The organism is Acinetobacter sp. YH12094, from assembly GCF_013419295.1.
GTDB lineage: Bacteria > Pseudomonadota > Gammaproteobacteria > Pseudomonadales > Moraxellaceae > Acinetobacter > Acinetobacter amyesii.
The window spans coordinates 38,531-58,075 of the sequence record NZ_VPAK01000001.1 but is presented as its reverse complement, the minus strand read 5'-3'; the positions used below and the strand labels follow the sequence as shown (position 1 = coordinate 58,075).

Below are 19,545 nucleotides of genomic sequence, written 5' to 3'. Positions count from 1 at the left end.
TAAAAAGGATTTATCAAAATTATGCATGTCGAATTAAATGAATAAAGTCATTCAATTTTTGCATTTTTACTCAAAACACCCATGCATAAAAAAACCGCTAACCTAAGTCAGCGGTTTTTTTGAAACTGTAAAATTAACCGTTACGGTTACGTTTACGTTCGTTTTCAGTCAACCAGCGTTTACGGATACGGATTGACTTAGGCGTTACTTCAACTAATTCGTCGTCTTCAATAAATTCAAGCGCTTGTTCAAGCGTAAATTCAATGTGCGGAACGAGAGTCAACGCATCATCAGTACCAGAAGCACGTACGTTAGTTAACTGTTTCGCTTTAGTTGGGTTAACAGTCATGTCGTCTGAACGCGAGTTAATACCAACGATCATACCTTCATAAACTTCTAACTGAGGTTTAGCGAATAGACGGCCACGGTCTTGTAAGCTGAATAGTGCATAGCCCAAGCAAGTACCTTGAACCATAGAAATCAACACACCGTTTTGACGTTTCGCAACAGTACCTTGTTTCATTGGACCGTAGTGCGAGAAGCTTGAAGTCATGATACCTGTACCTGAAGTCATAGTTAAGAATTCAGAACGGAAACCAATCAAACCACGTGAAGGAACTGTTGCTTCAATACGGATACGGCCTTTACCGTCAACTTCCATATTGGTCATTTCACCTTTACGGTGACCCATTTGTTCCATTACAGCGCCTTGGTGCTGCTCTTCAACGTCAAACGTTACGTTTTCGTATGGCTCTTGTTTTTCACCATCAATTTCTTTGATGATTACTTGTGGACGTGATACGCCCATTTCAAAGCCTTCACGACGCATGTTTTCAATAAGAACTGAAAGGTGAAGCTCACCACGACCAGATACTTTGAAACGGTCAGGACTGTCAGTATCTTCAACACGTAATGCTACGTTGTGAATCAATTCGCGATCTAGACGTTCACGGATATTACGTGAAGTTACGAATTTACCTTCTTTACCAGCAAACGGTGAGTTGTTTACTTGGAAAGTCATCGATACTGTAGGTTCGTCTACAGAAAGTGCAGGTAAAGCTTCAACTGCTTTTGGATCACAGATTGTGTCAGAGATATGAAGTTCATCAATACCCGTTACACAAACGATGTCACCAGCAGAAGCTGATTCAACATCGATACGCTCTAAACCATGGTAACCCATGATTTTTAAGATACGACCGTTACGTGTTTTACCGTCTTTGTCGATTACAGTTACAGGAGTGTTTAATTTCACTGAACCACGTTGAATACGACCAACACCGATAACACCTACGAAGCTGTTATAGTCAAGTGAAGACACTTGCATTTGGAATGGACCGTCAACGTCAACCGCTGGTGGTTCAACGATGTCTACAATTGTTTCGAACAATGGAGTCATGTCTTCAGCAAGTTCTTCTGGAGATGGACCAGCCACACCACGAAGACCTGAAGCATATACAACTGGGAAGTCTAACTGTTCGTCAGAACCACCAAGGTTGTCGAACAAATCGAATACTTGGTCAATTACCCAGTCTGGACGAGCGTTTGGCTTGTCGACTTTGTTAATAATTACGATTGGTTTCAAACCACGTGCGAACGCTTTTTGCGTTACAAAACGAGTTTGTGGCATTGGGCCTTCTTGAGAGTCAACAAGAAGAAGTACGCAGTCAACCATTGACATTACACGTTCTACTTCACCACCGAAGTCGGCGTGTCCCGGGGTATCCACGATATTGATACGGTATTCAGTGTTAGTACGCTTGTCTAACCATTTGATTGCAGTGTTTTTTGCAAGAATGGTAATACCACGTTCACTTTCAATAGCGCCAGAATCCATTACACGTTCGATCTCGCCTGCGCGATCGCCAAGAGCACCTGATTGCTGTAAAAGTTTGTCTACAAGAGTAGTTTTACCATGGTCGACGTGCGCGATGATGGCAATGTTACGGAGAGTTTTAATATCTGACATGTGAATTCGATACGCCTAAAGTTTGAGGGCAAATTATACAGAAAAAATATAGATTTTAGTAGTGACAGTTTATTGACAATCGCATTTTTTTTGACGACTGGTACGCTTTTGGTTTTGTAAAGCTGTGTAAACAGATTAGAATAGCGCCACCTAGCCTTAATTTTCAGTGCCGCATGTCTGATTTAAACCAATCTCCCGAAGCAAAAGATCAACTCGATTTAGTCTATGGATTGAATGATCGACCAAAACCTTTTATTGCTTTTCTCGCTGCGTTCCAACATTTATTGGCCATTATTGTCCCAATTGTGACGCCGGGTCTGCTGATCTGTTTGGCACTTGGTGTGTCAAAAGAAGACACCAATATGATTCTGTCGATGTCATTGGTGATCTCTGGTATCGCAACCTTTTTACAATGTAAAAAAGTCGGTCCATTTGGTGCAGGTCTCCTGATTGTACAAGGAACCAGCTTTAACTTTATTGGTCCTATTATCGGTATTGGTTCTGCAATGGTTGCGGCAGGTACACCTGTAGAAGCAGTGATGGCATCTATCTTTGGTGTGGTGATCGCGGGTTCATTCATTGAAATGGGTGTGTCACGAATCTTACCTTGGGTGAAAAAACTGATTACCCCATTGGTAACAGGTATTGTGGTGCTATTGATTGGTCTGACTTTAATTAAAGAAGGCCTGATCAGCATGGGTGGTGGTTATCAAGCCATGGGCGATAAAACATTTGCCAATGCAGACAACCTCATCATGTCATGTACCGTTTTGGCACTGATCATTTTATTGAACCGTGTGCGTATTACATGGGTAAAAAGTTCTGCCATCCTAATTGCCTTAGTCGTGGGTTACATCCTTGCAGGCTTTATGGGTCATTTAAACTTTGATGGTTTAAAAGATGCGCCACTGGTTCAAATTCCAACACCGATGCACTTTGGCCTGAGCTTCTCTTGGAGCTTGTTCATTCCAATGGCATTTATCTACCTTGTGACTTCTTTGGAAGCGATTGGCGATATTACCGCGACTTCTAAGCTTTCAAATCAAGCTGTAGATGGCCCTGAATGGATGAAGCGTATTAAAGGTGGTGTATTGGTGAATGGTGCAAACTCATTCCTTGCCGGTATCTTTAACACGTTCCCTAGTTCTGTATTTGCGCAAAACAACGGTGTTATTCAGTTAACAGGTGTTGCAAGCCGCTATGTAGGCATTTGGATTGCTGCCCTATTGGTTATTTTAGGCTTACTTCCTGCTGTAGCAGGTGTCATTCAGGCGGTTCCACAAGCTGTGCTTGGTGGTGCTGTAATGGTAATGTTTGGTGCTGTGGCTGCCTCTGGTATTAATATCTTATCGGGCATTCATTTAGACCGCCGCGCACTATTAATCATTGCGATTTCATTGGCATTGGGTCTAGGTGTTGCACAAGTACCACAAATCCTTGAACATCTTCCTGAATTGTTCCGTAATATCTTCAGTTCAGGCGTTGCCACTGGTGGTATCGCTGCCCTTATTTTGAATATTGTTCTTCCTGAAGTGAAGAAGTAAGTTCATTTGTCAAAGAACACTGCCTAGGTTCCGCCCTAGGCAGTGTTTTTTATGATGGAGAAATCTATGGATCTCACAAGTGAAGTCGTTATACGACAGATCGATTTATTACAAGATCGCGTGCTTTTCGTAAATGCACCGACAGATGACTTACTCAGTCAATTGAATGACAATATTAAGCCATCGATTTGGTGCTGGAATTTTAATGATTTTCAGTACTTTCAAAATCAACAGTCAAATGTCCATTTTGGTGTCGATTTTCCTGAAGGTCAGTTTGATCAAGCGGTTATTTTTGTTCCGAAATCAAAAGAGCTGCTAAATTATTTATTACACAATGTCGCAAGTCATCTTGCTCAAGGTGCGTCTATTTTCCTCGTGGGTGAAAAAAAAGGCGGTGTTGAACGCGCTGCAAAACAATTACAGCCCTTTGGTAAAACCCTAAAAATTGATAGCGCGCGTCACTGCCAAATGTGGCAAACCCTATTGGAAAAAACTGTCACACTGAAGCCACTGCAAGATTGGGTGAAAAAATATCCAGTTGAAACCCCAAATGGTGAGCTTACGATTTGCGCACTGCCTGGCGTATTTAGCCAGAACCGTTTAGATGTGGGTACGGCTACGTTATTGCCTTATTTATCACAAGTCACTTCGGGCAAAATTGCAGATTTTGGCTGTGGTGCGGGTGTTATCAGTGCTTATTTAGCCAAACTAAATCCTAAAAATCGTATCTTTGCCATGGATGTAGATGCCTTTGCACTGGCGTCTACACAAATGACATTTGAACAAAATTTGCTTGAACCTGAACAACTTGAGATTAAAGCGGTCACAGGAATCGAGGATGCTCCATTATTTTTACATGCCATAGTCAGCAATCCACCCTTCCATCAAGGGATTCAAACCGACTACAATGCCAGTGAAAATCTATGCAAAACTTCGCGCAGACATTTGAAGTCTGGGGGTGAGCTTTGGATTGTTGCCAACCGATTCCTCAATTATCCGACTTTAATTGAGCAACATTACGGTCAATGTACAATCAAAGCCGACCAACAAGGATTTAAAGTCTTGTTTGCGAGCACGCAAAAAAATCTTAAGGAACAATGATGAGCGAAACTCAAAAACCAGCTCAGCTTCAGCGTAAGTTGGGTGCTCGCCATCTCAACATGATTGCAATTGGTGGATCAATTGGTACAGGTTTATTCCTTGCCTCAGGTGCAACCATTGCCAATGCAGGCCCAGGTGGCGCCCTGCTTGCATACTGCTTAATTGGTATCATGATTTACTTCTTGATGACCAGTCTAGGTGAGCTTGCAACACATAACCCAACTTCGGGTGCATTCTTTACCTACGGCACCAAATATGTCGAGGGTGGTTTCGGCTTCGCTTTGGGTTGGAACTATTGGTACAACTGGGCGATTACCGTGGCATTTGAATTGGTTGCAGTCCAATTCATTATGAAATTCTGGTTTCCAGATATTCCGGGCTTCTACTGGAGTGCGATTTTCCTCGCAATCGTCTTTGCCATTAATGCGCTAACCGTAAAAGGCTTCGGTGAGTCCGAATTTTTCTTCTCGCTTGTTAAAGTGCTCGCAATTGTTGCCTTTATCATTATCGGCCTGTTTATGATTGGCAAAATCATGCTGACACCGGGTGTAGAAACATTTGCCAACTGGACCAAGGGTGAAGCCCCATTTGTCGGTGGTTTATCTGCCTTGATTGGTGTAGCGATGATTGCCGGTTTCTCTTTCCAAGGGACTGAAATGGTTGGTGTGGCTGCAGGTGAGTCGAAAGATCCTGAAAAGACCATTCCTATTGCCATCAAGCAAATTTTCTGGCGTATCTTGTTGTTTTATATTGTGTGTATTTTCATTATCGGCACTCTCATTGCCTATGATGACCCACGTTTATTACAAGCAGCATCTACTGAAAATATTGCACTTTCACCATTTACCTTACTGTATGAAAAAGCAGGTTTTGCTTTTGCTGCATCGGTGATGAATGCGGTGATCTTGACTGCGATTTTATCAGCGGGTAACTCTGGTATGTACTCCTCTACCCGTATGCTGTTTGATATGGCACGTAAAGGCAGTGCGCCGAAAGTCTTTGGTCGCTTAGATGCACGTGGCGTACCGATGAATGCGCTTTATGCAACAACGGCGATTGCGGCACTGTGCTTCTTAACCACTTTTATCGGTGAACAAGCGGTATTTAACTGGTTACTGAACATGTCAGGTATGTGTGGCTTTATTGTGTGGCTTGGTATTGCAGTTTCACATTATCGCTTCCGTAAAGGCTACTTGGCTCAAGGCAATAAATTAGAAGATCTTGCTTACCGTGCAAAATTCTTCCCATTTGCACCTTGGTTTGCCTTTATTTTGTGTGCCATCGTGGTCCTTGGTCAGAACTATCAAGCCGTTTTAGATGGTGAGTGGTTAGCCGTTGTTTCTACCTATATTGGTATTTTCTTATTCCTTGCCATTTGGGTTGGTTATAAGTGGAAACACAAAACCAAGTTGGTTTCATATCAAGAAATGGATGTAAAACCAATGAAAGTTGATCAAGAATAATGTGATCACTAAATAAAAATAAGCAGCTTAAGGGCTGCTTTTTTATGGCTAAAATTGTATCTCAATACATTCACGCTTTAGCAAAATATTTCGTGAGTAATGTTGAGGAATACTGTCTGATCTATCACCAACAACTGATACGCTCACTCAATCATATTAAGCACCGAAAATAAAAACGCCCAATGCAATGCATCAGGCGTTTGTTCAAAATTAATCACCTTTTCAGGTTTGATTTTCAATAGTTAAGAAGCATTATGCTGTTGTACAAATCTAATAAACTCTTCTTCGCTCATCACAGGTACACCCAGCTTTTCAGCCTTTTCTAATTTAGAACCTGCCTTTTCACCTGCAACTACACATTTGGTTTTACCCGAAACACTACCACTGACACGTGCGCCTAAGGCTTGAAGCATTTGCGTCGCTTCATCACGACCCATGGTACTCAATGTCCCAGTAATCACCCAACTCTCGCCATTCAATGGCTGACGACTTGGTGCAACGGGTGCATCCCAATGAATCCCTGCTGCCAACAAACGATCAACCACTTCGAGATTATGCGGCGCTTGGAAAAAGTCGACAATCCATTCTGCGGTAATATCACCAACGTCTGGTGTTTTCTTCAAGGATTCGAGATCTGCATGGCGAATCGCATCAAAGGTTTGGAAGGTATTTGCGAGCATGCGTGCCGTGGTTTCACCCACGCCTCGAATGCCGAGTGCATAAATAAATGCACCTAGTGTCGTTTTCTTACTATTTTCAATGGAATCGATAAGGTTTTGAACCGACTTCTCACCCATTTTTTCAATAGTCAGTAATTTTTCACGATGCTTATGCAAGCTATAAATATCAGCAACATCTTTGAGCAGATCCAAATGTAAAAGAGATTCCGCCCAACGGTCGCCTAAGCCCTCAATGTCCATAGCTTTACGCGATACAAAGTGACGAATCGCCTCAATACGCTGTGCAGCACAGTACAAACCACCTGAACAACGTGCCAAGGCTTCACCTTCGGGCATCACCACAGGTGAAGAACAGACAGGACAACATTCGGGCAATTGAACTTCAACTGTTTCTACAGGTCGAAATTCAGGCCAAACTTTTTCCACTTTGGGAATCACATCACCACTACGGTAAACACTCACGGTATCGCCTACACGGACATCTAGGCGGTGAATTTCACCAATATTATGAAGAGTGACATTGGAAACCGTTACGCCACCGACTGCCACAGGATTTAAACGTGCGACTGGAGTTAAAGTCCCTGTACGCCCCACTTGCCAATCAATATTTTCAACTGTCGTCAGCGCTGCGACTGCAGGGAATTTATATGCCGTTGCCCAGCGTGGCTCACGGCTTAAAAAACCTAAAGTTTGCTGCTGTTTCAAACTATTCACTTTAATCACCATGCCATCAATTTCAACACTCAGGCTTGGTCGATCAATGATCATTTGCTCATACGCAGCTTGTACATCCTGAATGCTGTCACATATAAAGTGACGTTCACCGACAGCAAAACCAAACTGTGTCAGCCATTCTAAGCTAGCAGACATGGTGGTTTGACCATGATGTGGTTCGCACTGTGCAATGCCATAAGCATAAAAAGCCAAGGGACGCGAAGCCGCAATTGCAGGATCGAGTTGACGTAAGCTTCCTGCTGCTGCATTTCGTGGATTGGCAAAGGTTTTTTCACCTTTGGCTTCGTTTTCAGCATTAAGCTTTTCAAAGCCTGATTTTGGCATCAGAACTTCACCACGGACTTCAAGCAGACTTGGAATTTCAGTCTGTGTAGAGGTCAGTACTTTAGGTAAATTACGAATGGTTTTTACATTTTGGGTAATATCTTCCCCTGTTTCACCATCGCCCCGTGTCACACCACGGATCAAAATACCATTTTCATACCAGAGAGAAATCGCCAGTCCATCAAATTTTAATTCGACATCATATTCAATTTTTTGATTCGGTAAGCGTTCTTCCGCACGACGGGCAAAGGCAAATAAATCTTCTGCATTAAACACATTACCTAATGACAACATAGGCACTGCATGGGTTACAGACTCAAACTTAGATAAGGCCTTTCCACCCACTTTTGTAGTTGGTGTATCAGGTTGTACTAAATCAGGGTATTGCTCTTCTAAAGCTTTTAATTGGTGAAAAAGTTGATCATATTCACTGTCCTCAATTTCTGGCGTGTCCATGACATAGTAGGCATGGTTATGCTTCGCCAAGAGTTGAATCAGTTGTCGCATCTGTGCAACGACAGTGGATTGTTGTGTCATACATTCACCATAAAAAAGGGCGGTTCATGCTCCGCCCTCAAATTTCATTATCTGTTGCTATTATAGAAACCCACTCGGTGAGTTTCAATCAAAGACGCTTAGACTTCGATAGCTTGACCTTGACGATAATCAATCGCTTGATGACGCCAATGTTCACGCATCTGCGGTGTAAATTCTTGGTTATTTTGATCATACACAGTGCCGTCAATTTCACGGGCAATTAGACGTGAAATGCTATCCATGGTATCAAAGGCATTTTGTACATCGCTGTGTGGCAGCGCTAAGAAGAAAGCCAAACCTTTTACTTCTTCAGTCGATAAAGTTTCAAGATCAAAACCTTGCGCAGCGCCATCATTATTCATTTGCAATACAGAGAATAATAACTTTGTACCTTCTTCATCATAGCGATGGAAACAAGCCATTTCGCCAAAGCGTAAACCGTATTTCAGTAACACTTTTAATGCTTTTTCACCCGACAAGGCACGGCTATCAGGGAATACATTTAAGGCGATATAAGTTTCCGCAGTCGCTAAAGCACTTTCTTCATCAACAATTTTTTGTTCATGTAAATGCGCATCCAAAATACTGCTTTCTTCATCAAAATCGCTAATTTCAGCTTTTTCAATTGCGCTATTTACACTAAATTCTGGCGCTTTTTCTACAGGAACAGCGTCTGCCTGAACGTTCGTCGCAGGAGTCACGGCTTCATTGGCTACATCTACTACAGACGTATTTGTCGTAGATTCAGTGGCTTCTGTAGACAAAGTAGTGTCTTCTGTCGCAGTTTGAGCATTTTCAACTGAAACGGGATCCGTCGTAGTCGTCTCAGTCTTTGCAATAGCCTCAACACTTTGCTCAGCTTGTTCCGTTACCGTTGCTTCTTGCGTTACATTCGCTTGAACAGCTTCAGTCGTTTCAACCGCTGGGACTTTTTCCTCAGCCAAAGTCGGCTCTACACGTTGCGTGGTTTCAGGTGTATTTAACTGATTGCGTACATGGCGCGGAATAACAGGTTGCTGACTATCAGGATCAATATGTAATTCGGTGTCAAGTGATGGTGCTGCATCTGCAGGTTTACGAAACATCATTCGAATACCCACAACCATGATAATTACAGCGATTACAATCCCAACTATAGTGGTGATTTCCATGTTATGCCTCCGCAGCTAAACCGTATTCTTTGGCTTGCTCTATATTCACAGTCACTAATTTTGAAGTTCCTGGTTCTGGCATGGTCACACCAAGTAAGTCAGTTGCCATTGTCATAGCCAGTTTATTGTGTGTAATGTAGATAAATTGCACTTGTTCTGAAAGCTCTTTTACAAGATTACAAAATCTTCCTACATTTGCATCGTCTAAAGGTGCATCGACTTCGTCTAAAACGCAAAATGGTGCAGGATTTAGGCGGAAAATCGCAAAAACCAAAGCCAATGCGGTCAGTGCCTTTTCACCACCTGACAATAATGCCAAAGAGCTGTTTCGTTTACCCGGTGGTCGTGCCATCAGTTTTACACCCGATTGCCAACCATCTTCAAGACTTAAACTTGCTTCACCACCATTAAATACTTTCGGAAATAACGCTTGAAGTTCTGTATTGACCTTATCAAAAGTGGTCATAAACAGCTTTCGCGTTTCCTGATCAATGCTTTTCATCGCAGCTTGCAGTTGTTCAACGGTCTTTTGCAAGTCATCAATTTGGTGGCTTAAATCATCAAAGCGTTTAGAAACTTCAGTATATTCTTCTGCCGCAGCCAAGTTGACTGCACCCAATTTATCAAACTGCTGCTGTGCTTTTTCTAGTTTTTGCTGATGGGATACCACATCAATGCTTAAACCTGTCAGCATCTCGCTGTTCATTTCTTTCAGCTGTTCAGAATAATGCTGTAAATCAGACTGCGCGGATTGCCAAGCCAGACGCTTTTCTTCCAATTGCGTACGCAATTTTTCATCTTGCTGTTGATGTGAATGGCGTTGTTCCGTCAATGTCTGTTGTTTGCTCTGAACATTATTGAGTTCAAGCTGCCAGTCATTCCAGGTTTTTTGTAAACGTTCAGTGACTTGAGCCTGTTCAGAATACTGTGACTCAAGCGCAGGCAATTCTAACTGTACTGGATCGACAAATTTCTTCGCCTGTTCCATCTGTCCAATAATTTGCTGAGTTTGCGCTTTTAAAAAGACCGTGTCTTTTTCTAATAATTCAATCTGTTGTTTCGTCTGTACAGACTGACGACGCACGATTTCCAATTCTTGCTGACTGTGTAATGCCACTTGCTGAGCACTTTCCAGCGCTAGACTCAATTCCTCAACTTGGAATTGCAAGGTCTTATAATTGGGCAAAGCTTGCTCAAGCTTCATCGTCAGCGCATGCAGATCAATTTCCAAATCGTCTTTTTGCATGGCATCTTCTTCGAGCTGCGCTTCAAGTTGCTGCAATTGATCTTCTAACTGCTGCTTTTGTAATGCAAATGCCTGATTGGAACTTTGTACCTTCGCAATCGCAACATCAGCATTTTGAATGTCTTTTTGCCAAGTTTTTAATTGGCTGTATTGCTGTTGTAGATTTTGCTGTAAAGCCTGTACGGCATTTTGCAACTCAGGCAATTGGCCTTCTAGTTGTGTCAGCTTAGGCTGCTGCGCTGCAAGCAATTCAGTCAATTCATCTAAACGAATACGGTGACTCAATGCACCTTGCCCTGCTTGGCTGTCCTCATCATAATCTAGACCAATCACCCAATCTGCACCGACATGATAACCATCGAGCGTGAGTATCGACTGACCAGCAGCCAGTTTAGCCTGATGGCTCAATGCCATCGGCAATGTTTCGGCAATTGCGACTTGCTGCCAGATTGAAAGCTGTGGTGCTTCAATCCACGTCGCCAAAGCATCTAATCCAACGATTTGTGCTGCGGTGTGCTGACTGCCTTTGACCTGACGTGCAACACTGTCTTGAAAATTATCACTGTGTCCCAAGACTTGGGCACTCAGCCATTTAGACAAAAATTTCTCCACCAGTTGTGCATGCTGTTTACCTTGTGTGCTCAACTGCAACTGCTGCATTAAATGTTGACGCTGACTTTGCTGCTTTGGACTAGCTTTAATCATCAATTGATTTAGGTTTTTCTGCTCTGACAACAGCACCTGTATTTCTGACTTTAGCTGCAGCACCATATTTTTATGCTGTGCCTGCTGTTCTTGTGTAGCTGCAAGCAGTGTTTGCGTTTCGGCAATCACCAGCTCTTGTTGCACAATTTGCTGTTCGAGTTGTTGCTTATCTTGCTGATACTGCTCCAACTCATCTTGCTGCGCCTGATGCTGAATTTGACCTCGTTGCTGTTGTAGGGTCTCGCGCTGTTGCTCAATTCGACCAATATTTTTGGTCAATTGTTCACTCTGCGCCAACATCTGTAGCTTTTGCTGTTGCTGCTTTTCGACTTGCCCACGGCATTGTTCAAATTGTTGAACCGCTTGTTGATGCTGAGCTTTCAAATCGGCTAACTGCTGGGTCTGTTCCTGACTACTGCTTTCTTGACGCTGTAATTGTTCAACAAATCCATCTTGCAGTTCTTGTAGCGTTTCCCGTTGTAACTCTAATAACTGTAAACGTTCTTTGGTTTGAGCTTTTTGCTTCTCAAGCTCCACCAAACTTGCCGAATTTTGTGCAAATAAACCCTGCTTTTGCTCCAGTGTCATTTTCAACTCAGACAGTTTCTTTTCCGCCTGTTGCCATTCGCTTTGTAATGGCGTGGACTGTTGAATAAGCCGTTGAAATAAAGCACTGGTGGAAGATAAGTCATGTTCTAAGGTGTTCAGCTCAGAACGCACCAGTTTGAAAGTTTCCCCAAGCTCATTCATATGAAGCGTGTATTCTTGCTGTAAACGCATACTTTGCTCACATTGGAAAGACAGCACTTCGATCTTAATAGTACGAATTTGGGTTTCTAATTCTTTATATTGCACCGCCGTTTCAGACTGACGCTTTAAGGTTTTCAACTGAGACTTCAGTTCTGAGGCAATGTCTTCGAGACGTTCTAAATTTTGAGTGGTGTGTTCTAGATGCTGTAAAGTTTCACGACGACGAGCTTGATAGCGAGAAACCCCAGCTGCTTCTTCAATATACACACGCATTTCTTCAGGTTTGGCATCGACCAAACGGTTGATCATGCCCTGTTCAATAATCGCATACGAACGTGGACCTAAACCGGTACCTAAGAAAATATCGGTAATATCACGACGGCGGCATTTGGTGCCGTTGAGGAAATATTCGGATTTACCATCACGATTGACCTGACGACGAACTGCTAGTTCAGTATAGGCATTATAAGCGCCACCTAGCTTGCCATAGGTATTATCAAAACGCAGTTCAACACTCGCCATCCCGACTGGTTTGCGCTTTGCCGTTCCGGTAAAAATAACATCTTGCATGGTGCCACCACGCAATTGACGGGCACTGGACTCCCCCATAACCCAACGAATGGCATCGATCACATTGGATTTACCACAGCCGTTCGGTCCAACAACCGCACTACGGTTGCCTTCAAATTTTAGAGTTGTGCTATCGGCAAAAGATTTGAAGCCGGAAAGTTTTAAACTGCTTAAACGCATAATGTCCTGATCAGCGGCGTGAACGTCTCGCCCACGCTAATTCGATTTGTTTCATCCGTGTTAGTGATTCCAACACAAGGTTGCGTAAGTGTCGACAAAAATCTTCCATAAATAAAGTGGCTTGATGTGATTTTCTGATTAAAACTGCATCAGTCACTAATTTAAACAAATCAAAAGATTCTTGTAGTTCACGTCGTGAAATATTCAGTGTCAGAAAATAACTGCGTCTGAGTGATGGCAACAATTCTTGGTAATAACGCATAAGGTAAGTATTTCCCACCATTTCATGCTGACGAGCCATGCCCTGAAAAATCAGATCATAAAACTTTTCGGTATTGCCTTGGCGAGTTTCCACGTCTAATTGTTCAAGTAATAACTGAATACGCTCAGCTTCATGGCTGCGCCACGTTTCCGCCATACGATGCACAATTTGGCCCAACAATAATGCTGCAATATCAAATAATGAGCGCACTTGTAAAGCCGACATTTCAGAGACTAAGGCGCCACGTCGCGGGTAGATTTCAATGAGCTGGGTCCGTTCTAAAATCAATAAAGCTTCACGAACAGAGCCACGGCTCACATCCAATTCGGCCGCAATTCTAAGTTCCTGAATACGCTCGCCTTCGACCAACTCACCGCGAATGATTTGTTCACCGATGTGTTTGGCAATTTGTTCTGACAAACTGTCCGCTTCTTGTTGTTGCATACTGTTCCTATCTTTTTTTTATAAGATGCAATGTTCAGATTTACACTCAATCTATTTGCATTAGAAACGATAAGCAACCTAATTGAACATGACATTGTCTGACAATCTTGTGTCAACAAAGCCAATTTTTTCAGTCAAAACGGACAATCATGCGCCAAAGGCTTGCATACCTTGGTAAATAAAATAGCAGCCGACTGTTGTTAATAAACATGCAAAACAACGCTTTAGCATAAATGGCGACAACATATGAGCCACTTTCGCACCCAATTTCGCAGTGATGAAGCTCATGACACTAATCCCGATAAATGCATAAATATGGATATAACCAATGGTATTAGGAACCAGGATATCGGCTTGATGACCAAACCACATAAAGCCGAGTGCCCCAGCAATCGCAATTGGTAAACCACATGCAGCAGATGTCGCGACTGCTTTTTGCATAATGACGCCGTTTTTATTCAAATACGGGACGGTTAAGCTACCACCACCAATACCGAAGATCGCAGAGGCAATCCCAATGCCGCCGCCTGCTGCCATTTGCATGGCTTGTGAGGGTAAATGTTTATTCGGATCGACTGGTGTCGCTGCACCGCGAAACATTTTAAAGGCCACCCAGACCGCAAAAAAGCCAATTAACAGTTGCAAACCCTGCCCTGATAAATAATCTGCAATGCCTGCACCGAGAAATGAACCGATCACCAAACCTGGTGCCAAATTCCGAAAGACATTCCACAGCACTGCACCTTTTTTATGATGCGCCGAAACCGAGCTGAGTGAGGTGACAATAATCGTGGCCAAAGAGGTGCCCACCGCCATGTGCATTATCACACTGGGATCATACTGAAGTTGGGTAAAGACGATGAATAAAATCGGTACAATAATCAGGCCACCACCCACACCAAATAGCCCCGCAGCAAAACCAGCGATTGCACCAATCAGTAAATATATGATTAACTCCATCAATATTATTCCACAACTCTCAGATTCAAATGGATTTAGAGACCAGACACTTACAGCAATTGCTGAGCACAGTACCTCAACCGCCTGAAGTTTTATTACTGAAGCCCATTACTACATCGACCAATGACGATGTCCGTGAGATTGCCAAAAAAGGCATTCAGCATGTTTTGGTATGCAGTGAAGAGCAAACTCAGGGCCGTGGGCAACGCGATCATCGATGGGTCTCACCCGTTGGTAATATCTATTTAAGCACATTGCTGAATTTACAGACAGCGATAGATGGACGGCTTGCACTTGAAATTGCCTTAAATATCTTGCAAATGCCAAGTTTGCAAAATCTAGCGTTGCAAGTGAAATGGCCCAATGACCTATATAGCCCACAAGGCAAATGGGGCGGGATTTTGATTGAACCAATTTCGCCACATCAAGCGATTGTCGGCGTGGGCATGAACTTATTTCCGATTCCATCCACAGGAATTGAGCAACGCGCAACGTCGTTATCTGAACTCGGACTTCACTCGCCAAACCGTTTACAGTTAATCGCTGAACTCTATGCAGCGATTCAACTTGCAGGTGAATGGTTCGATCATAACTGCTATAACCTCGCTGCAAGATTCAACCATTATGCTGCATTTATGCAACAGCCTGTTGAGCTTGAACACCTACAAGGCAAAAGCCAAGGTCTCTTTCTCGGTATTGAAAATGATGGTTCGATCAACATCCAAACTTCGCAGCGCTTAGAAAATCATTTCCAAGGTCGCTTACGTTTAGCAGATCAATCATAAACAGGATTGCAAAGGCCTACTGATGAAAAAATTATGGCTCGATGTCGGTAATACTCGGCTGAAATACTGGATTACTGAACACGATCAAATCATAGAACATGCTGCGGAACTGCATTTACAGTCGCCTGCCGAACTCCTACTCGGTTTAATCCAGCACTTTAAAAGTTTGGACTTAGATCAGGTGGGGATTTCCTCGGTACTCGACAAGAAAAATAATGATCGGATTCAAAAAATTCTTAAATTTTTAGCCGTTCCTGTCACTATTGCCAAAGTTCATGCCGAATATGCGGGCTTACGCTGCGCTTATGAAGACACCAGTAAATTCGGGATCGACCGTTGGCTGCAAATGCTTGCTGTAGTTACAGACCCTACACAAAAATACTGTGTGATTAGCTGTGGAACAGCACTCACCATTGACTTAACGGATGGATTACAACATTTAGGCGGCTATATTTTGCCAAATTTATATTTGCAACGTGATTCGCTCATCCAAAACACCAAAGGCATTAAAATTCCAGATGCCATCTTTGACGAGTTGTCTCCTGGTAAAAATACTATCGACGCTGTTCATCATGGCATATTGCTCAGCTTGGTCAGCACCATTGAAAAAGTTCTCGACAAATATCCAAGTCGGTTAATTTTAACCGGTGGCGATGCTGCGCTATTTGCACGCTATTTAGAACAATATCAGCCAGCTGTCGAAGCAGATTTACTGCTTCGAGGCCTACAAAGTTATGTAAATGGTGTGTAATTTAGCTATTTATTTGATAGCAAACTGTGAAAGCGTGATGGCAAATGGTGATCACGCTTTTTTATTGAGGGCCATTTCATATAAGTGTGGTTACAAATTGTATCGCGATTCATGACTTTTTTTCGTCCAAGGAATTACAATAGCCTGCGATGATCGACAGATACATCAGCAACTTTATAATTTAAAAATGTCTTTCAAGATAGAATATAAGACGAAGAGTATAGATATGAAATTTAAGAATTTACTGGGTTTAAGCCTGCTCGCCTCTACATTATTCTTCGGCGGTTGTACCACCACACAAAATCTAGCCAACTCTAAAATCCCTGCCGAAATCAAATCTCAGCTCAGCACCTCTGAAGCTGTTTTGGGTTATTTCGGTGATGAAGATAATCCTGATTACTGCGGTTGCGTATCGTATATTGACTCAAGCTATTACATGACCCCAGTCAAAAACGGCTATTACCGTGTACTTTTAGGTCGTAATGCGACAGGTGATTTTTTAGTCCAAGATTTTTACCAAGAAACCAAAACCCCTCAATCCTCACCTGCTTGGGTCAAAGATCCGATGAAACTATTTAGTTTCAGTGGCAGTGACATTGAAGGCCCAGTAACGCTTTATCGCAAAAACGGCAAAGTAGAATCAACCTTTGTGAACCAAGATGGCGTGAGCATCCAAGGCGAAGAGTTTTATCCAACAGGACAACGTGGCGCAGCGTACAAAGTCGATGAAAATGGCAATGACGCTTATCGCTTATGGTATGCCTCAGGAAAAATTGCAGCTGAATATGTGGTCGATACCGATGGTGAATATGTCGGTGCTTATAAAGCATGGCTGGAAGATGGTCGCGAAGCCAATGACGACATTGACGACATTCGTGAACGTGTTGCTTTAGAACTCGACTGATCTATCAACAGATCAAAAAAAAGGCGCAGAATGCGCCTTTTTTCTCTTCAATTGAACCTATTGTATGATCAATTTTGGTTTTCACAATTACCATATCTACAAAACACACGATCTATTAAACACGCGCACAAAACCTACCTAAGCCGTTAAAATCGGCTTTAACACGTGCCACAGTTGTGGAATCTCTGAAAAGCCATCCTTTGCTGTGAAATGCCCGGCTTCTTTCACCTCATAAATTTGTGCATTTATAAAATTGCCCAATTGAATCGCAACCGGCGGCGGCACGATTGGATCATTGGATGAAATCAGACTGATACAAATCGGCATATAGGTTTGTAAAACACCGCTATCCATTTTTGCACGTTGAATAAATGCGGTTAATTCAGGCTGTGTCGGTAAACTACTTTTAAAACCTGACACAAAAACGCCCGCTTTAATCCGTGTGCCATGCTGTTCAAAATATTGATTGAGATAATGCAGCGTGGTTAAGCACCCCAAACCATGAGCAATCACGATGGTATTTTCATCCAAATCAGGCATTTGTAATGCCAGAAATTTCTGCCAATGGTCAAAATCTGGTTGTACTGCATTTGCCATATCAATGCGCCAAGAATAATGTCCTACCCCTTGCTGCTTTTGTCTCAATAAGGAAACTAATACTCATTAGGGGAAGCCTGATGAGCATGAATCAGATAGATGTTATGGCTCTCTGGCGTATGAGGTGTATTCATTATTTGATGCTTATTTTAGGTGATTATTTTTGGTGAAACCTTCAATTTGCAGTTCGGCAAATTTTCACCTCTGTTTTAGACCTGTCACCTACACGCTCTAAATGTCAATTTCGCATGTTCTTGTAATGATTTAGCTCAGTTCGGTATATATCGGATCATATAGCCAAATTGCTCCAGTACTTTCTATCAAATGCACTCTACCTCTTTGCTTGAGCGCACGGTTTCATCAAATTACAGCCATAAAAAAAGGCGCTGAATGCGCCTTTTTTTAAGTCCAAATTACTTCGGATCTTTACTGCCGAACAATGGACCCATGCCACCGCCGCCAAATTGTTTTTGCATATTGCCCAATGATTTCATCATTTTTGCCATACCCGTTGGGTTGGCAAATTTCTTCATCATTTTCGCCATTTGCGCATGTTGTTTGATGAGTTTGTTCACTTCCGCAACATCCATACCACAGCCTGCTGCAATACGTTTTTTACGGCTTGGATTCATCAAGTCTGGGTTACGACGTTCTTTAATGGTCATCGATTGAATAATCGCTTCCATTTTCTTCACTTGCTTTTCAGGATTTGCTTGTGCAATTGCATCTTGAATCCCTGAGTTGCTCATGCCTGGAAGTTTATCCAAGAAGCCCATCATGCCGCCCATTTTGTTCATTTGTTCAAACTGCATAAGCATATCTTCAAAGTTGAAGCTACCGCCTTTTTGCAGTTTTTTCGCCATTTTTTCGGCTTTTTCTTTGTCGATTTTACGTTCAACTTCTTCGACCAAAGAAAGTACGTCACCCATACCCAAAATACGCTGTGCGATACGTTCAGGATGGAATGGCTCTAGGGCATCGAGTTTTTCACCCATACCCAAGAATTTAATCGGCTTGCCAGTAATAGCACGAACAGAAAGTGCCGCACCACCACGTGCATCACCATCCGTTTTTGTCAGGATCACACCGGTTAAAGGCAAGGCATCATTAAAGGCTTTTGCCGTATTCGCCGCATCCTGACCGGTCATGGCATCAACCACGAACAATGTTTCAGTCGGCTTAATCGCTGCATGAAGCTCTTTAATTTCATCCATCATTTCGTCGTCTACATGTAAACGACCTGCTGTATCGACAATCAAGACATCAGCAAATTGAATTTTTGCTTGCTCAATCGCACGATTTGCGATGGTAATCGGTTTTTCGTCTGCGCTTGATTCAAAGAAAATAGCGCCAACTTCACCTGCAACTGTTTGTAGCTGTTTAATCGCTGCTGGACGATAAACGTCGGCAGACACCATTGCTACTTTTTTCTTTTGACGTTCTTGTAAGAAACGTGCAAGTTTTGCCGCAGTGGTTGTTTTACCCGCACCTTGTAAACCTGCAAGAAGCACAACAACTGGTGGTTTTGCCGCTAGGTCTAGGCTTTCATTCGCCTCACCCATCATTTTGGTCAATTCGTCATGAACGATTTTGACGAAAGCCTGCCCCGGTGATAACTGAGTCATCACTTCTTGGCCCAATGCTTCTTCCTTAACTTTCGCGATGAATTCACGAGTTACAGGTAACGCAACATCGGCTTCAAGAAGTGCCATACGTACTTCGCGTAACGTATCTTTAATATTGTCTTCGGTTAGCTGCCCTGAGCCAGTAACATTTCTTAAACTCTGCGTGAGTCGTTCTGTTAAGGTATCAAACATTGCAAAATCCGCTTAAAATAGCCATGAGCAAAAAATTGTTTCTTAAAATAGAAAATTTATGCATAGAATG

14 protein-coding genes are annotated in these 19,545 nt (G+C 42.7%); 6 read left to right on the top strand and 8 right to left on the bottom strand.

The window, feature by feature from the left end:
• Nucleotides 1–133: 133 nt before the first annotated feature.
• The gene (gene typA, locus FTU34_RS00265; protein ID WP_111884800.1) at nt 134–1,969 is read right to left on the bottom strand and encodes a translational GTPase TypA; all 1,836 of its coding nucleotides are present in this window, start codon (nt 1,967–1,969) and stop codon (nt 134–136) included.
• A gap of 173 nt (nt 1,970–2,142) precedes the next feature.
• On the opposite strand from typA, the gene FTU34_RS00260 reads away from it, so the two are divergent.
• From FTU34_RS00260 to FTU34_RS00250, 3 genes are all read left to right on the top strand, one after another.
• Nucleotides 2,143–3,513, top strand: coding sequence for a uracil-xanthine permease family protein (locus FTU34_RS00260; RefSeq protein ID WP_078191151.1), 1,371 nt, complete (start codon nt 2,143–2,145; stop codon nt 3,511–3,513).
• A 66-nt stretch (nt 3,514–3,579) separates the two neighbouring features.
• Nucleotides 3,580–4,614 carry a methyltransferase gene (locus FTU34_RS00255; protein ID WP_180034561.1) on the top strand — a complete coding sequence of 345 codons (1,035 nt, stop codon included), beginning with the start codon at nt 3,580–3,582 and terminating at the stop codon, nt 4,612–4,614.
• The gene (locus FTU34_RS00250) at nt 4,614–6,077 is read left to right on the top strand and encodes an amino acid permease (protein ID WP_180034562.1); all 1,464 of its coding nucleotides are present in this window, start codon (nt 4,614–4,616) and stop codon (nt 6,075–6,077) included. Before FTU34_RS00255 ends, FTU34_RS00250 begins: the two co-directional genes overlap by 1 nt.
• A 242-nt stretch (nt 6,078–6,319) precedes the next feature.
• Here FTU34_RS00250 and ligA read toward each other — a convergent pair whose 3' ends face one another.
• From ligA to FTU34_RS00225, 5 genes are all read right to left on the bottom strand, one after another.
• On the bottom strand, nt 6,320–8,353 hold the full coding sequence (gene ligA, locus FTU34_RS00245) for an NAD-dependent DNA ligase LigA (RefSeq protein ID WP_180034563.1): 2,034 nt from the start codon (nt 8,351–8,353) through the stop codon (nt 6,320–6,322).
• A 98-nt stretch (nt 8,354–8,451) separates the two neighbouring features.
• Complete coding sequence (locus FTU34_RS00240; RefSeq protein ID WP_180034564.1) at nt 8,452–9,504, bottom strand: cell division protein ZipA C-terminal FtsZ-binding domain-containing protein; 1,053 nt, start codon at nt 9,502–9,504, stop codon at nt 8,452–8,454.
• A 1-nt stretch (nt 9,505) separates the two neighbouring features.
• Complete coding sequence (smc, locus tag FTU34_RS00235; protein WP_180034565.1) at nt 9,506–12,955, bottom strand: chromosome segregation protein SMC; 3,450 nt, start codon at nt 12,953–12,955, stop codon at nt 9,506–9,508.
• A 10-nt stretch (nt 12,956–12,965) separates the two neighbouring features.
• Nucleotides 12,966–13,661, bottom strand: a complete 696-nt coding sequence (locus FTU34_RS00230; RefSeq protein ID WP_078191157.1) for a GntR family transcriptional regulator — start codon at nt 13,659–13,661, stop codon at nt 12,966–12,968.
• 147 nt (nt 13,662–13,808) lie between these two features.
• The gene (locus tag FTU34_RS00225) at nt 13,809–14,621 is read right to left on the bottom strand and encodes a sulfite exporter TauE/SafE family protein (RefSeq protein ID WP_180034566.1); all 813 of its coding nucleotides are present in this window, start codon (nt 14,619–14,621) and stop codon (nt 13,809–13,811) included.
• A 29-nt stretch (nt 14,622–14,650) separates the two neighbouring features.
• Here FTU34_RS00225 and FTU34_RS00220 point away from each other — a divergent pair, with 29 nt between their 5' ends.
• The 3 genes from FTU34_RS00220 to FTU34_RS00210 all read left to right on the top strand — a co-directional run bounded on the left by FTU34_RS00220 (nt 14,651) and on the right by FTU34_RS00210 (nt 17,061).
• On the top strand, nt 14,651–15,406 hold the full coding sequence (locus tag FTU34_RS00220; protein WP_180034567.1) for a biotin--[acetyl-CoA-carboxylase] ligase: 756 nt from the start codon (nt 14,651–14,653) through the stop codon (nt 15,404–15,406).
• Between the two features lie 22 nt (nt 15,407–15,428).
• Nucleotides 15,429–16,157 (top strand): type III pantothenate kinase, encoded by a 729-nt coding sequence (locus FTU34_RS00215; protein WP_180034568.1) that lies wholly within the window; start codon nt 15,429–15,431, stop codon nt 16,155–16,157.
• 226 nt (nt 16,158–16,383) lie between these two features.
• A complete protein-coding gene (locus FTU34_RS00210; RefSeq protein WP_180034569.1) occupies nt 16,384–17,061 on the top strand; it encodes a hypothetical protein in 678 nt (225 codons plus the stop codon).
• 138 nt (nt 17,062–17,199) lie between these two features.
• Here FTU34_RS00210 and FTU34_RS00205 read toward each other — a convergent pair whose 3' ends face one another.
• Both FTU34_RS00205 and ffh read right to left on the bottom strand, forming a co-directional pair.
• A complete protein-coding gene (locus tag FTU34_RS00205) occupies nt 17,200–17,658 on the bottom strand; it encodes an alpha/beta hydrolase (RefSeq protein ID WP_257226176.1) in 459 nt (152 codons plus the stop codon).
• Nucleotides 17,659–18,071: 413 nt separating this feature from the next.
• Complete coding sequence (gene ffh, locus FTU34_RS00200) at nt 18,072–19,475, bottom strand: signal recognition particle protein (protein WP_078191163.1); 1,404 nt, start codon at nt 19,473–19,475, stop codon at nt 18,072–18,074.
• Nucleotides 19,476–19,545: the final 70 nt, after the last annotated feature.

What these genes read in the sequence shown, in the direction of transcription:
- ligA (WP_180034563.1), bottom strand. Translation starts at nt 8,353, where the DNA reads ATGACACAACAATCCACTGTCGTTGCACAGATGCGACAACTGATTCAA.
- FTU34_RS00250 (WP_180034562.1), top strand. Translation starts at nt 4,614, where the DNA reads ATGAGCGAAACTCAAAAACCAGCTCAGCTTCAGCGTAAGTTGGGTGCT.
- FTU34_RS00260 (WP_078191151.1), top strand. Translation starts at nt 2,143, where the DNA reads ATGTCTGATTTAAACCAATCTCCCGAAGCAAAAGATCAACTCGATTTA.
- FTU34_RS00255 (WP_180034561.1), top strand. Translation starts at nt 3,580, where the DNA reads ATGGATCTCACAAGTGAAGTCGTTATACGACAGATCGATTTATTACAA.
- FTU34_RS00230 (WP_078191157.1), bottom strand. Translation starts at nt 13,661, where the DNA reads ATGCAACAACAAGAAGCGGACAGTTTGTCAGAACAAATTGCCAAACAC.
- FTU34_RS00210 (WP_180034569.1), top strand. Translation starts at nt 16,384, where the DNA reads ATGAAATTTAAGAATTTACTGGGTTTAAGCCTGCTCGCCTCTACATTA.
- smc (WP_180034565.1), bottom strand. Translation starts at nt 12,955, where the DNA reads ATGCGTTTAAGCAGTTTAAAACTTTCCGGCTTCAAATCTTTTGCCGAT.
- FTU34_RS00215 (WP_180034568.1), top strand. Translation starts at nt 15,429, where the DNA reads ATGAAAAAATTATGGCTCGATGTCGGTAATACTCGGCTGAAATACTGG.
- ffh (WP_078191163.1), bottom strand. Translation starts at nt 19,475, where the DNA reads ATGTTTGATACCTTAACAGAACGACTCACGCAGAGTTTAAGAAATGTT.
- FTU34_RS00205 (WP_257226176.1), bottom strand. Translation starts at nt 17,658, where the DNA reads ATGGCAAATGCAGTACAACCAGATTTTGACCATTGGCAGAAATTTCTG.
- FTU34_RS00240 (WP_180034564.1), bottom strand. Translation starts at nt 9,504, where the DNA reads ATGGAAATCACCACTATAGTTGGGATTGTAATCGCTGTAATTATCATG.
- typA (WP_111884800.1), bottom strand. Translation starts at nt 1,969, where the DNA reads ATGTCAGATATTAAAACTCTCCGTAACATTGCCATCATCGCGCACGTC.
- FTU34_RS00220 (WP_180034567.1), top strand. Translation starts at nt 14,651, where the DNA reads ATGGATTTAGAGACCAGACACTTACAGCAATTGCTGAGCACAGTACCT.
- FTU34_RS00225 (WP_180034566.1), bottom strand. Translation starts at nt 14,621, where the DNA reads ATGGAGTTAATCATATATTTACTGATTGGTGCAATCGCTGGTTTTGCT.